A 13341-nucleotide genomic window follows, 5' to 3' on the forward strand; every position below is an offset into this window, starting at 1 on the left:
TTTTTAATTTGATTCAGTAATTGCTACACTTTTTATCGTATTTAGTCTAACACCCATCAAAAACAACATAAAAAAGTAACTAACAATCGCAATAATTAATAACACAACCAATAACATAACTTGTTCGCTAAAGTGCCAACTAACCCAGTCATATTGCCTACTGGTAAACCAAACCAATGCGCCCATTGTTATACTTGCCAACAAACACTTCAAAGTGAAGTAGCCACTCATGCTGGAAAACTGATAAACATTCTCTTTTTTAAGCTGTCGATACAGTAAGTAGGCATTACAACTTGCCGACATTGAGGTTGCCAGAGCCAAACCTAAATAGCCAATAAATGGTGCCAGCATAATATTAAACACCATATTTAGTACCAAAGTAATAATACCAATGCGTACCGGTGTTTTAGTATCTTGGCGAGAATAAAACCCAGGCGCGAGCACTTTAATTAACATAAAACTGACTAATCCCACTGAGTAGGCAACCACCCCTAAGCTCACCGCCTTAACATGATCGATGCCCGCTTCTTTGAAAGCGCCATGATCAAACAGCACGGTAATAATAAGCGGGCTTATAATCATCAATCCTATCATTGCTGGAAGCCCTAAAAAAATCACAAACCTCACTCCCCAATCTAGGGTATGTTGAAAGTCGCTACTTTTTTTACTGCTGTGTAATTTTGACAGCGCAGGCAAAATTACCGTCGCAATACCAATGCCAAATAAACCAAGTGGGAATTCAATCAGTCTATCTGAGTAATACAGCCAAGCGATAGAACCTGTCATCAATAATGAAGCTATTACCGTATCGAGTAATAAGTTAATTTGACTAATTGATACACCAAATAAGGCTGGGAGCATTAACTTGCGTACTTTTTTCACATTTTCATCTTGCCAACCCCAGCGCGGGCGCGCTAGCATTTTTGCTTTATACAAAAACGGCAGTTGAAATAATAGCTGTACCACGCCTCCTAAAAACACGCCAACAGCTAACGCATAAGCGCCTACAGAAAATTGGTCGTGTAATAAAATGGCACAACTAATGATGGATACATTGAGTAACACCGGGGTAAAAGCCGCAACGGCAAAACGATTATAAACGTTCATCACCGCGCCACTGAGCGCCACAAGGCTTACAAAAAACAAATAAGGAAAAGTCAGTTTTAATAGCGAACTAGCAAGCTCAAACTTCTCTGCGTCAGGCCCCCCTTGCCACCAATCAATAAACCAACCAGTACCAAATAATGCAGCAATAACAGGTGATGCTATTACACCAAAAAGTGTCACTATCAGTAAAATAGTGCCTAACGTGCCGGCGGCTTGGGCAACAAATATTCTGACCTTCTCATCGCCTTGCTGCTGTTTAATTTCACTTAATACCGGTACAAATGCTTGCGCAAAAGCCCCTTCGGCAAATAAACGGCGTAAAAAATTAGGAATACGGTTAGCAAATAAAAATACATCGGCCGCAGCGCCTGCGCCCAACAGATTAGCCACGACGGCATCTCGTACTAGCCCTAAAATACGCGAGATCATTGTCATTGCACTTACAATCATCCCAGAACGAAACAAACCTTTTGACACTATAAATCCATATTAAAAACCAGCAATTAAGTTAATTATGCCATAGTCTTTTTTATAAATCGCTTTAAAGCACTAGGCTGGAACCCCTTACTTTGTTACAATAGCGCTATTAACTGCTAAAGCGGCAAATTGATGTTCGTTATAAGGAGCAGTTTTTCTTGAATTGTTAAAATTAAATTGACATTCATGATAAAAACAGGCATATTCCACGGCCTTTAATTTAAGCTTTATTTAAGATTGTTAGGAGCAAACCTTGGCTAACATCAAGTCTGCAAAAAAACGCGCTATCACAAGCGAAAAAAACCGTCAGCACAACGCAAGCCGTCGTTCAATGATGCGTACTTACTTCAAAAAAGTAATCGTAGCTATTGAAGCTGGCGATAAAGAAGCTGCACAGCAAGCTTTTTCTGTTGCTACACCTATCCTAGACCGTTACGCAACTAAGGGTCTAATCCACAAAAACAAAGCTGCTCGTCATAAGAGCCGTTTAGCTGCTAAAATTAAAGCGCTATAATTTGTTTTTGCAAGATTAAAAAAACCGGCTTTTGCCGGTTTTTTTTTGCCCAAAATAAATACGCCTCTTAAACGTTATCAAGCTCTGGATAAAACTTTTTCAACATCGCCGCAATTTTCTTTGGTGAAAATGGTTTAACCACAAACCCTTTTGCCCCTCTTTCTATCGCATCCTTCACATTTTCAACGCCTGAATGAGCCGACACCATCACCACGTTTGTCTCTGGTGATAACTCATTAATTTGCGCAATAAGTTCTTTACCATCGCCATCAGGTAGTTCTATGTCTAAAAATATAATATTAAAATTGGCTGCGCGACACTCGCTAATACACTGCGCGGCCGTTGACGCTTCTTTTACATTCTCTATCCCTAAATGCATTAATGTTTGACTTAGAAAGCTACGCACAGTGCTAACATCGTCAACTATTAAAATAGATAGCTGCGTATTCATATACAATCCTTATAGGCTAAAGCCATGTCTGCGAAGTTGGTGATTTGCTTAAAATACAAATATTTACTTTATTATAGAGGGCTAAGCTAAAAAGGCCAGATTTGCTTTATGTCGAAAACCACAAAAAAAAGTCGCCGCAAAAAAAATAAAGCCGCTACTGTTAAACAAAGATCCAGTAATAAGCTTGCAAACACTGGCTCACAATTAAAACTACACTCAAGTAGCGCAAAGTGTGGCATCAAGTTGACCCTGCTTTTTATTTTCGCGATATTATTATTTATACTTGTTTTAATACCAAAGCCGAGTTTACTTACTTATAAAAAATCATCTATGGTAAGCCAAAGTGTGTATTGGCCAGGGTTGTTTTCAAGCGAACCAAAACTACTGGACTCAACCCTACACCCGCGACTGGATAAGGAGCATAGAACCCTTTACCTTTGTATTGATTTACAGCAACCGCAGAGCTGCCAAAAATATCGAATTATTGCTGAGGAAGGAATATTTTCAGTATTGCTTACTTACTTTTAACATTAAAAAAACTAATCTGAAAATTTAAAATTACTTGGTTGAAAGCTGTGCAAAAGATCAACATAATGGCGCTCCTTTTTTCAACAACTGAACTATTGAAACGACCATGCTAAACGAGCTAGATTGGCTTTTAAATACATTACTACTTGCACTAGGTTTAGGTGCATTCTTTATTAACCAACTGACACTGCTTCGCGTTGCAGCGATTAGTGCTTGTGGTTTGTTATTCTTATCATTTAGCTTAGATCTTATGTCGTCGAGTATTATTTCAAATATGAGTTTAGTTTTGATCAACACATTTTATTTGTTTAAAGTTTATACTTTTGGACAATTTACTGTATCTCAGCACTAATTACTTCCCCTTAGAATATTTTATAGCCCAGTTTTTCTGGGCTTTTTTTATTCTACAGCTTTAAAAATCTTGGGTCTTAGTTTGAACTAAGTTAAAATTTATCTCGTATTAGCCTAATTTGAGATAAGCCCATGCCGTTGTCAGATTTCGATTTATTCTTATCCTCTATGGAAGATGTTACCCCTATCAGTCACGATACAGTGACATTGCCACCCAAAAGCCATAAAACAGTTATCGCTCAGCAAGAAAAAAACAAAGCGGCACAATTAAATTTAAGCAGTGAACAATTTAATCCGTTAGATGAACCACTTGAATTGCTCGACCCACTCGCCATATTAAGTTTTAAACGGGATGGCGTGCAAAGCCCGGTTTTTAAAAATGTAAGACTAGCTAAATATCAGCTCGATGCGACATTAGATTTACACGGGCAACTTTTAAAAAATGCACATTCTTCGTTGCTTGCCTTTATTAAAGATTGCCACCAGCGCAATATAAGAATGGTTCTTGTTCGTCATGGAGTAGGTATTAAAAATAAAGCCAAACCAGGTATTTTAAAAAGTTACGTAAATCAGTGGCTGCAAACAATTCCTTGTGTTTTAGCATTTCATACTGCACTCAGGCAGCATGGAGGAAGTGGGGCAACGTATGTCTTACTGAAGAAGAGTGATGATAAGAAGTATCAAAACCGAGAAATCCACAGCAAGCGCAGTTAAATCTTGCTGTGCTAATAAGGGTTAGTTAAGCATCAACGCTGCCGCATTAGCTTGATTAAACCACGCAGATATTCCTAAAATAATGATAGATACAACCACAATGCTAATTTTTGCGCCCCCTTGATTGGGTTTCATAATTCATCCTATTTATTATTTTTGTTAGAACAGCTTTTAACAATAGTAAAAATTACAAATGTTAACAAGCTGTTTCTGTTAAAAATTAAACAAATTTTAATCCTTGAAGGCCAATAACTCTAAATTAATAACCTTGCTGCTTATTAATACAATTTATTAATGGTTGTCTCGCTTTCAAACGCAAAATATTTTCTGCTATTTGCTTAATAACACTATCTAGATCTGACAACGCAGCACAGTGCGGCGTTAAAGTAATATTTGGGTGCTGCCAATAAGGGTGTTCGCTTGGTAGTGGCTCACAGGCAAATACATCAAGCGTTGCTGCTCGTAAACGTGCGTTGTTGAGCGCATCGAGCAAATCAGCTTCAACGACATGCTCACCTCGGGCCACATTAATAACCACGGCATGCTCAGGAAGTTGCTTAAGCAACTGTTGATTAATAATACCTTTGGTATTGCTAGTAAGTGGCAATAGGCAGATTAAATAATCTGTATTCACTAACATATCATTTAAGCCCTGATCACCATGGTAGAGTGCTGCTATCGTTGATGTTTTAGGGCTTCGGCTCCAAGCATTAACTTTAAAGCCATTATTAGCCAACCTGTAGGCACAGGCTTGGCCTAATTCGCCAAACCCTAAAATACTGACTCGATCGTGCCTATACGCTCTTTTGGGCTTCCATTCACTTTGCTGTTGTTTTAAGAAATATTCTTTTAATCGCAATTTTTGCGCTAATACATGAGTAAGTACATATTCAGCCATGTCGTTGGCTAACTGTTTATCGACAATGCGCACTACTTCAACATGTGCAGGTAGTAAACATAAATCGATACTATCAACCCCAGCACCAAACGATGACACCGCTTTCAAATTTATCAACTTTGGCCATAAAGACGCGGGCGCATTCCAAGCCAGTACAAATTCCACACTTGCAAAATCTTGGCAATCATCAAGCTGCTCAATGTGAATATTGGGTAATTGTGATTGCATTTTTGCAATTAATTTTGTGTTATCTCGACCGGTAATCGCGACTAAAACTGACATGATGATTCCTTAAAAAGTAACCGTAAATAATAGTACTGATATGGTTAAATTCAATAGTAAGTAAACGGTTTTAAAAAGTCACACAACTGACCGCGTATTGTCATATCTGCACTCTAAGCTAAACATATTGGCCTTAGCCTAGTATAAAAAAAGAGGTGCGTATGATCAGTGTAGATAAAGTAATAGCAACCAATTTACCACAGTTAACTAACTCATTTAAAATAAAAAAAATGGTAAAGAAAAGTCTTAGCTACTTATTACATGAACAAGAATTTACAAACTTTGCAACTGCCTATCCCCACCTTCAAGGAATAGAATTTGTAGAGCAAGTGCTTGATGAACTTGACTTTGAAACTCGCTACAAAGCTAAGCAAATAGAAAACATTCCCAGTGAAGGGAAAATTGTCATTATTGCAAACCACCCTATCGGATCCTTAGATGCACTTGCATTAATTAATGTGTTATCAACAGTGCGTTCCGATTTAAAAGTAGTGGCTAATCGTATGTTAATGACCGTTGACGCCATGCATTCATTATTGCTGCCCGTTGATAACCTATCAGGGCAAAGTAAAAAACAAGAGTTGAGTAATATCCACCAGCACTTAAAAAATGAAGGAGCGTTACTTATTTTCCCTGCCGGTGAAGTTTCTCGACTTCGTCCTACGGGTATAAAAGACTGCAAATGGAACAGCGGCTTTTTACGCATTGCTAAAAAGGCTAACAGCCCTATTTTGCCTATCTATATTAAAGCCAGAAATAGCCCGCTGTTTTACGGCGCATCAATGCTTTATAAACCACTGGCTAGCTTATTACTGGTAAAAGAAATGTTTAAGCAACGTCAAAAATCACTCGAGTTTGAAATTGGCGCTTCTATTGCTCCTGAGTCTTATTTAATCCCAGACTTAAAAGACAAAGAAGTGGTTGAGCTAATCCGTAAGCAACTATACCGTTTAACCACAAAAAAAACGCTACCATTAAAAACTCATGCTCCGATCGCCTCTCCTGAATGTAAAAAAGAATTAAAAAAAGCCATAGAATGCTGCGAACATTTAGGTAAAACCAGTGATGGCATGGTGATTTATTTGTACCAATACCAAGGAAGCTCTCCCTTATTTCGTGAACTGGGCCGCTTACGAGAAATCGCTTTTCGGGCTGTAGGTGAAGGTAGTGGAAACCGCCGAGACATAGATAAATACGATATGCACTATCAGCACTTAGTATTGTGGGATGAACATGCACTAGAGTTGGTGGGTGCTTACCGATTAGCTTGTGCACAAGATGTGATTGAACAACACTCACAAAGTGGGCTATATACCGATAGCCTATTTAATTATACCCAAGATATGACTCCTTATTTTAAACAAGGCATAGAGCTAGGCCGAAGCTTTGTACAACCTAAATATTGGGGCAGAAAAAGTCTCGATTACTTATGGTATGGTATTGGCGCTTTTATAAATCGCTACCCTCAATACCGTTACTTATTTGGTGCGGTGAGTGTGTCAAACGCACTACCTGAGCAGGCAAAGTCTTTATTAGTGCATTATTATCAGCACTATTATGGCTGTGAAAAATCACTCGCAACGCCTAACAATGCTTTTCGTCACACACCTGATCAGCAAACTCAGTGCACAAGCTTGTTTATGGGTAACAATATAAAAGAAGATTTTGTAGAGCTTAAACACATACTCGCTAATATGGGCACGCATGTACCCACACTATTTAAACAATATACAGAGCTATGCGAACCAAATGGTGTTAAATTTTTAAGCTTTAGTATTGATCCACAATTCAATAATTGTATTGATGGCCTAGTATTGGTTGATCTTGAAAAAGTAAAACCAAGCAAAGCAAAGCGCTACTTGGGCACTAATAAATCAGCATCAGCAAGTTAAAGCGTTAACCCTTAATCGAATAACTGTTAAAGCGGCATTAAGCGACGCTTTAATAGTTATTAATACTTCAAGGCTTAGTAAAAATACCATCGAGTAATTGCGTATAAATCTTTTCTATTTCTAACAAGTCGCAAATCGGTACATGTTCATTAACCTGATGAATACTATGGTTTCGTACCCCACACTCTATGACTTGTGTTTTTTGCTGCGCAAAAAATCGCCCGTCCGACGTTCCACCACTGGTGCTTAATAAAGGGTAATTCCCCGTCACTTTAAAAATTGCTTGCTCTAACTGAGCGAGTAAGCAACTCTCAATATTATGGCTTGTATAATAAGGTTCACATGGACGCTCCCACTGTATAACCAAATGCTCGCTGAAATCCTTCAGTGCAGCAAACACACGTTGCTTGACATGTTTACTTTTATACCCATGGCTATAGCGAATATTAAAAGTAATATCACACTGAGCTGGCACGAGGTTATCTAGCACATTATCAATATTAATACCGGTAACTTGCAGCGTTGTTTTTGAACTAAGTTCATCTAAAGGCCAGTCTATTTGTGTGAGCCTGTTAACCACTTCAGCACTTATGTGCGCAGCATTAATGGTATTCTCAGGATAGGCTACATGCCCAGCCTTTCCTTGAATAGTTAATCGCGCAGATAAGGCTCCACGTCGACCATTTTTTATAGTGTCACCTACCTGCAGGTGGCTGGTTGGCTCACCAACAATACAGCCATCAAGCACAACGCCCTGTTGTGCTAACCGCTTGGCAATCAACACAGAGCCATGCTCCGCTTCACCTTCTTCATCTGAAGTGATCAGCCAATATAATGTTCCCTGCTTTTGCTGCGCGCTGTTTATTAACGTCTGCGTTGCACTAAGCATCGCGGCAATGCCTCCTTTCATATCGGCGGCACCACGTCCATAAATTGCATCGTTAATTATGTGTCCACCAAACGGATCGGCTAACCAGCCACCTTGCGTTGCGGGTACCACATCAATATGGCCAGAAAATGCCACCACGGGGCCAGCCCCAAAGGTTATTTTTGCAATTAAGTTTGTCACATTATTAGAACTAAATTGCTCTGTACTAAAGCCTAACTCAGTAAGGTGGTTCGCAAGCCACTCAATGCCACCAGCTGGATTAGGAGTAATCGATTTAAATCGGATCAGAGTTTGTAAGTGACTCACTGTTTTTAACTGTGCAATAGTTAAGTACGGCGCTTGTGCTTTTGTATTGATAGCTTTTGTCATAATAAACACACCTCGTTTTAGCAGTGTATTTATTACAACGACTTTTTATGACCGCATTATGAATTTACTAGCTAACGTGCGCCCTCTTCTATTAATGTTTCTCGTGTAATCTGCACTATGTGCTTATCTTCTTTAGTTAACTTGGTTTTTTTCCAAGAGCCACGCATAAACCATGCAAATGCTATCAATGCGATGGTTATGTTAGTAATTGCAAAAGAATACCAAATGCCTTGATCACCAAGCTCAGTATGATTAGAAAGAATATAAGCGGCAGGGAACTGCACTACACATTGTGATAATAACGCGATAACCATTGCATTGAGCATATTACCTGAGGCACGAAAAGCAGCAACAATACAAAGTTGCACCCCTATTCCACCCCAACTTAAGCACATCACTTGAATAAACTGCGCCCCATTAGTAATAACGTCATTATCGTCAGGAATAAAAAATGCAACTAATGAATCTGCATATAAATATGCAATGGCGCCAACACATGAGAGCCCTAACAACCCCCACACACTAGCAAGTTTAGTGATCTGCTCAGCTCGCTTGATATTACCAGCCCCCATATTTTGCCCAACCAAGGTTGATACCGCCATTGATAAGCCCATAGCGGGGATCATTACCATTTGCAAAATATTAGAGCCAACACCATAAGCAGCAATTGTCGCTGTACCAAAGCTGGAAACTAGAAATGACATGATGATCAAACCAAATGCACGTGTCGATAATTCAATAGAGCCAGGCGCTCCCAAGAAAAAAGCGCGCTTAATATAGTGCCAGTCGGGGTAAAAGCTTTTTAGCTGTAATTGAATACCATGGCGACCACGTAAAAATATAATGATGCCCGCAAGCGCAGCTAAGCTCTGTGTAACCAATGTTGCTAGCGCAGCGCCCATCACACCAAGCCCCTCAAAACGACCATAGCCAAATATGAATAACGGATCGAGTATAAAATTAAGTAACACGGTTGTGCTGACTATAATTAACGGCACCTTAGTTTGCCCAATACCCCGCATTAGCGATTGAAACATGGCATAAATAAACACAAAAATAACGCCAATAAAAGATACATGCATAAACTTAAGCGCATCACTATATACGGCCGCTTCAACCCCCAGTAAGGTTAAAAAATAAGGTGATAATGCATAGCCTAGTAATCCAAGTAATAGTGCAACTAATGTCACCATTAACACCGTTTGCGCGGCAACATGGTTAACCTTATCTTGTTGTCCCGCCCCCATGTATTGGGCCGATAAAATCGCCCCAGCCATAGCAAATCCCGAACCTATCGCAATAACTAAAAATGTGACAGGCATACTAATCGATACAGCAGCCACTTGCGCAGCCCCTAACCGGCCAACCCAAAAAGCATCTGTAAGCTGATAAGCAGACTGCAAAATATTAATGAGGATAATAGGAATGCCTAATTTTAATAGCGCTTTGGCAATAGAGCCTTGAAGAAATAGTTGACCAGAGGGAGTCATGAGGCCGCTTACTTTTATTAAACCGTGAACATAGCCTTAGTTTAACAAAACTAGCTGATTATATTCTGAATACTTCGTTTACGGCCGGTATTTAAGTGATCAGTCAATAATTTTTGAGCACTAAGTAAGTAAAAGTTTAATCTAAATCAATAAATAGAGGCTCTTTACTTATACGCTTTTGAAACTTTGATCTAGAACAGGTTTTTATTTTTAAACTCGAGCGATAATAGCCTCAATCAACAAATAGTCACACAGTAGTTCACGGAGAACAACATGAAAACTAAACTAAGCATTGCAATACTTACTTCTTTACTAGCTCTTTCTCCTGCAGCACACGCTAACTTTAGCGTTAATGTTGGCGCAATTAATGTTAACCCTGATAACGATGGCTCAAAGATTAACGAAGCACCTACTCTTGGTTTAAAAGGTGATTCAAATACTCAGTTAGGTATTACTGTAGATTATGCATTTAACGACCAATGGGTGTTAGAGCTTATTGCAGCAACGCCATTCTCTCATGATGTAGAAGGTACAGGCGGTTTAGCTGGTAATAAAATTGCCGACATTAAACATTTACCACCATCACTGGTTGCACAATACCACTTTTTAGACAGCAGCTACGCACTTCGTCCATTTGTTGGTGTAGGTATTAACTATACGACGTTCTTTGACGAGCAGCCTTCTGCAGCACTTAAAGCAACTTTAAATACTGACGACGTGGAAGTAAAACTAGATGATTCATTTGGTTTTGTTGCTCAAGTAGGTGCTAACTACAAGATTGATGAGAAATGGGGCCTACACGCTATGGTATCTATCATGGATATTGATACTGATGCGACTGTATATGCTAATGGCGCAAAAGCATTAACTTCAACCGTGTCACTTGACCCTGTTGTAGCTATGTTTGGTCTTAAATACTCGTTTTAATAACGATTATGTGTGTGTTAAAAAGGCCGTAAGGCCTTTTTTTTGCGTGTAATTAACGAGGTAAGTTATTTACTTTTTTTTGCTCAAGCATTTCTTTCCAATGAATTATTTCTGCCGGTAAAATAGGTGCTACGCCTTCAAAACCAGCAACTTCCAGCATATGCTCAACGCTTACCACCCCTTTTTTACTTTTAAATACGCCACGTACATAGGCAATTGCATGTAAGCCACGCTCTGAATGAAATTTTTGTTCAATATAAAAGTATTTATGATCCCAGCCGACTAAACGGGTACTAATGGTAAAGCGCTGCATAGGCTTAATATCACGGATATAAGTAATGGCGGTTGCATTAACAATAGGAAACCAACGACGCTTCATTATTTGCTTTAGTAAACCAACTCGCTCGGTCATCCATGTGCGCGATAAATCCATCATTGCTAAATAGCGTGAATTAGTTAAGTGCAAATTAATATCACAGTCACTTGGCAGTGCTTTGTAGTCTATATCAACCGTGTCTAACAATGATTGATAATCACGATTACGTTTAATTTTGAAAAATAATAGCAGCAGTCTAAAATATAAGTTCACAGTAGAGGTCTTACCAGTTTGTTTTTTGTGAGTGTATCATAGCAATTGATCCCCTAGGGTATTTTTACACCAAGGGGTCAATCACTAAGAAAGGTTGTTTTAATATCTATCTTTAAACTTTAACCGTTTTACGATTAATACCGTAATCACGTAGTTTATTAGCTACCGCTGTATGGCTTAGCCCTAAGCGCTTAGCTAACTGACGTGAACTTGGATAAGCTGGATAAAGCTTACGCAATAAGGTAGCTTCAAAACGCTTAACCGCTTGATCAAGCGAGCCCTCAAAATCAGACTCTAAATAGCCTAAATCATGGGTAAAGGTCGGCAGTTGTAAATGCTCAACTCGCAATTCACTGTCTTCTAACAAGGATACCGCACGGTAAATAGCATTTTCTAATTGGCGCACATTACCTGGCCATGGGTAATCTTGTAAAAACGTTAAACATTCTTCAGATAGCTCAGGCACAGTATGGCCATTTTGCTGCGCATATTTTTGAATAAAGTGCTCAGCAAGTGGGCCAACATCGGCTTTACGATCTCTCAATGGTGCAATTTCTAACGTTAGTACATTAATGCGATAGTATAAGTCTTCTCTAAATACGCCCTCTTGCACCATTGCAGGTAAATCTTTTTGGGTAGCAGCAACTATGCGAACATTTACTTTAACTTCGTTTTCGTCGCCTACTTTTCTAAATGTACCGTCTTGTAAAAAGCGCAGTAATTTAGTTTGGAGCTGAGTCGACATTTCACCCACTTCATCTAAAAATACTGTTCCACCATCCGCTTGTTCAAGTACACCGCGTTTAGGCGCTGCATTTTCTTCATATCCGGCGTAACCAAAAAGCTCTGACTCGGCAACATCATCTGGTAATGAGGCACACGATAAAGCAATAAACGGCTTTACTGAGCGGTTAGATGCATAGTGACAAGCTCGCGCTAATAACTCTTTACCTGTGCCGGTTTCACCGGTGATAAGAATGGGGGCTTCAAGTTGCGCCATTTTTCGCGCTTCGCGTACAACACGACGCATCGCCGTACTAAAATTGTGAATTGTCGCAAAGCTTTCTTGGCCATAGCGTCTAAACGCACTCACTTGCTGACCTAGGCGGCTTTGCGATTTTATATTAATTACCGCACCCGCTAACACATCCCCCTCACTGCCTTGTGGTACAGCAATAGGTAAAATATCGGCAATAAAGTCTTCACCTGCCACTTCTACACGGGTAGTTTGCCCAAGTACTTCTTTGCCTTCTAACCAACGGGTAAAATTAAAACCTTTAAGTAAATTATTGATATTGGCGCCAATGACTTCTTTTTCTGTTAGCTGTAAGTCTTTACACGCCGCGTCGTTACACAGGCGCACCCAGCCTTTAGCATCAATAGATATAACACCATCTGGCAGTGCTCTTAATAAGGTGTTTAATTCATTGTGCTCACGTTCAGATGGTAAAAACGCGGTGGTACGTACATCATGAACACCATCAATCAATCGAATTGATGGCATAATTTTTTGAAATTGTTCAAATTCAATTTCAGGAAAGCTCACATACATACGACAATTAACTGAGTCGACTTCAATTCCTTTCAAGTCAACATTGTAGCTAACTAAAATATTAAGAATCTCTTGAGCAATACCAACTCGGTCTGCACAGTGAATATCTAAACGCATACACCCTCAGGTAAGGAAAAAACTAATTGGCGTGAATAATACGCTAACTATGATTATCAGCATAGTTTATTGTAAAGAAATTTGGACGAAAAATGTTTTTTTACTCCCTAGAGCGCTTTTTCAAACACTTAAAATATTTATCTTAGCTGTTTACTAAAACTCGGGGTTATTACTTGTAAATATAGCCAAGCTAA

Annotated in this window: 12 protein-coding genes; 5 read left to right on the top strand and 7 right to left on the bottom strand. The window is 39.2% G+C overall.

Annotation, left to right across the window (positions count from 1 at the left end; all coding sequences use genetic code 11):
• Positions 1 to 3: 3 nt before the first annotated feature.
• A complete protein-coding gene (murJ, locus tag QL989_RS05075; RefSeq protein ID WP_256872127.1) occupies positions 4 to 1584 on the bottom strand; it encodes a murein biosynthesis integral membrane protein MurJ in 1581 nt (526 codons plus the stop codon).
• 253 nt (positions 1585 to 1837) lie between these two features.
• Here murJ and rpsT point away from each other — a divergent pair, with 253 nt between their 5' ends.
• Positions 1838 to 2098, top strand: a complete 261-nt coding sequence (rpsT, locus tag QL989_RS05080; RefSeq protein ID WP_008114420.1) for a 30S ribosomal protein S20 — start codon at positions 1838 to 1840, stop codon at positions 2096 to 2098.
• Positions 2099 to 2165: 67 nt separating this feature from the next.
• Here rpsT and QL989_RS05085 read toward each other — a convergent pair whose 3' ends face one another.
• Positions 2166 to 2549 carry a response regulator gene (locus tag QL989_RS05085; RefSeq protein ID WP_138607618.1) on the bottom strand — a complete coding sequence of 128 codons (384 nt, stop codon included), beginning with the start codon at positions 2547 to 2549 and terminating at the stop codon, positions 2166 to 2168.
• 634 nt (positions 2550 to 3183) lie between these two features.
• Between QL989_RS05085 and QL989_RS05090 the strand changes: the two genes are divergently transcribed.
• Complete coding sequence (locus QL989_RS05090; RefSeq protein ID WP_008114416.1) at positions 3184 to 3429, top strand: hypothetical protein; 246 nt, start codon at positions 3184 to 3186, stop codon at positions 3427 to 3429.
• Positions 3430 to 3560: 131 nt separating this feature from the next.
• Positions 3561 to 4142, top strand: a complete 582-nt coding sequence (gene smrA, locus QL989_RS05095) for a DNA endonuclease SmrA (RefSeq protein WP_290168769.1) — start codon at positions 3561 to 3563, stop codon at positions 4140 to 4142.
• Between the two features lie 259 nt (positions 4143 to 4401).
• Here the strand turns inward: smrA and QL989_RS05100 are convergent, their stop codons facing one another.
• Positions 4402 to 5322: a glyoxylate/hydroxypyruvate reductase A gene (locus QL989_RS05100; protein ID WP_290168771.1), complete on the bottom strand. Its 921-nt coding sequence runs from the start codon at positions 5320 to 5322 to the stop codon at positions 4402 to 4404.
• A gap of 161 nt (positions 5323 to 5483) precedes the next feature.
• Here QL989_RS05100 and QL989_RS05105 point away from each other — a divergent pair, with 161 nt between their 5' ends.
• Positions 5484 to 7214, top strand: coding sequence for a lysophospholipid acyltransferase family protein (locus QL989_RS05105; RefSeq protein ID WP_290168775.1), 1731 nt, complete (start codon positions 5484 to 5486; stop codon positions 7212 to 7214).
• 67 nt (positions 7215 to 7281) lie between these two features.
• Here the strand turns inward: QL989_RS05105 and dapE are convergent, their stop codons facing one another.
• Positions 7282 to 8472: a succinyl-diaminopimelate desuccinylase gene (dapE, locus tag QL989_RS05110; RefSeq protein WP_290168777.1), complete on the bottom strand. Its 1191-nt coding sequence runs from the start codon at positions 8470 to 8472 to the stop codon at positions 7282 to 7284.
• Between the two features lie 71 nt (positions 8473 to 8543).
• The gene (locus QL989_RS05115) at positions 8544 to 9962 is read right to left on the bottom strand and encodes an MATE family efflux transporter (RefSeq protein ID WP_290168779.1); all 1419 of its coding nucleotides are present in this window, start codon (positions 9960 to 9962) and stop codon (positions 8544 to 8546) included.
• Between the two features lie 273 nt (positions 9963 to 10235).
• On the opposite strand from QL989_RS05115, the gene QL989_RS05120 reads away from it, so the two are divergent.
• The gene (locus QL989_RS05120) at positions 10236 to 10889 is read left to right on the top strand and encodes an OmpW family outer membrane protein (protein WP_010391257.1); all 654 of its coding nucleotides are present in this window, start codon (positions 10236 to 10238) and stop codon (positions 10887 to 10889) included.
• 52 nt (positions 10890 to 10941) lie between these two features.
• On the opposite strand, the gene QL989_RS05125 is transcribed toward QL989_RS05120, so the two are convergent.
• Entirely contained in the window at positions 10942 to 11478 is a 537-nt protein-coding gene (locus QL989_RS05125) for a thioesterase family protein (RefSeq protein ID WP_008109547.1), read from the bottom strand.
• Positions 11479 to 11590: 112 nt separating this feature from the next.
• On the bottom strand, positions 11591 to 13147 hold the full coding sequence (tyrR, locus tag QL989_RS05130; RefSeq protein ID WP_008109548.1) for a transcriptional regulator TyrR: 1557 nt from the start codon (positions 13145 to 13147) through the stop codon (positions 11591 to 11593).
• Positions 13148 to 13341 lie beyond the last annotated feature (194 nt).

The organism is Pseudoalteromonas sp. APC 3224, from assembly GCF_030407535.1.
Classification (GTDB): Bacteria; Pseudomonadota; Gammaproteobacteria; order Enterobacterales; family Alteromonadaceae; genus Pseudoalteromonas.

What these genes read in the sequence shown, in the direction of transcription:
- QL989_RS05120 (WP_010391257.1), top strand. Translation starts at nt 10,236, where the DNA reads ATGAAAACTAAACTAAGCATTGCAATACTTACTTCTTTACTAGCTCTT.
- QL989_RS05105 (WP_290168775.1), top strand. Translation starts at nt 5,484, where the DNA reads ATGATCAGTGTAGATAAAGTAATAGCAACCAATTTACCACAGTTAACT.
- dapE (WP_290168777.1), bottom strand. Translation starts at nt 8,472, where the DNA reads ATGACAAAAGCTATCAATACAAAAGCACAAGCGCCGTACTTAACTATT.
- smrA (WP_290168769.1), top strand. Translation starts at nt 3,561, where the DNA reads ATGCCGTTGTCAGATTTCGATTTATTCTTATCCTCTATGGAAGATGTT.
- QL989_RS05115 (WP_290168779.1), bottom strand. Translation starts at nt 9,962, where the DNA reads ATGACTCCCTCTGGTCAACTATTTCTTCAAGGCTCTATTGCCAAAGCG.
- tyrR (WP_008109548.1), bottom strand. Translation starts at nt 13,147, where the DNA reads ATGCGTTTAGATATTCACTGTGCAGACCGAGTTGGTATTGCTCAAGAG.
- QL989_RS05090 (WP_008114416.1), top strand. Translation starts at nt 3,184, where the DNA reads ATGCTAAACGAGCTAGATTGGCTTTTAAATACATTACTACTTGCACTA.
- QL989_RS05085 (WP_138607618.1), bottom strand. Translation starts at nt 2,549, where the DNA reads ATGAATACGCAGCTATCTATTTTAATAGTTGACGATGTTAGCACTGTG.
- QL989_RS05100 (WP_290168771.1), bottom strand. Translation starts at nt 5,322, where the DNA reads ATGTCAGTTTTAGTCGCGATTACCGGTCGAGATAACACAAAATTAATT.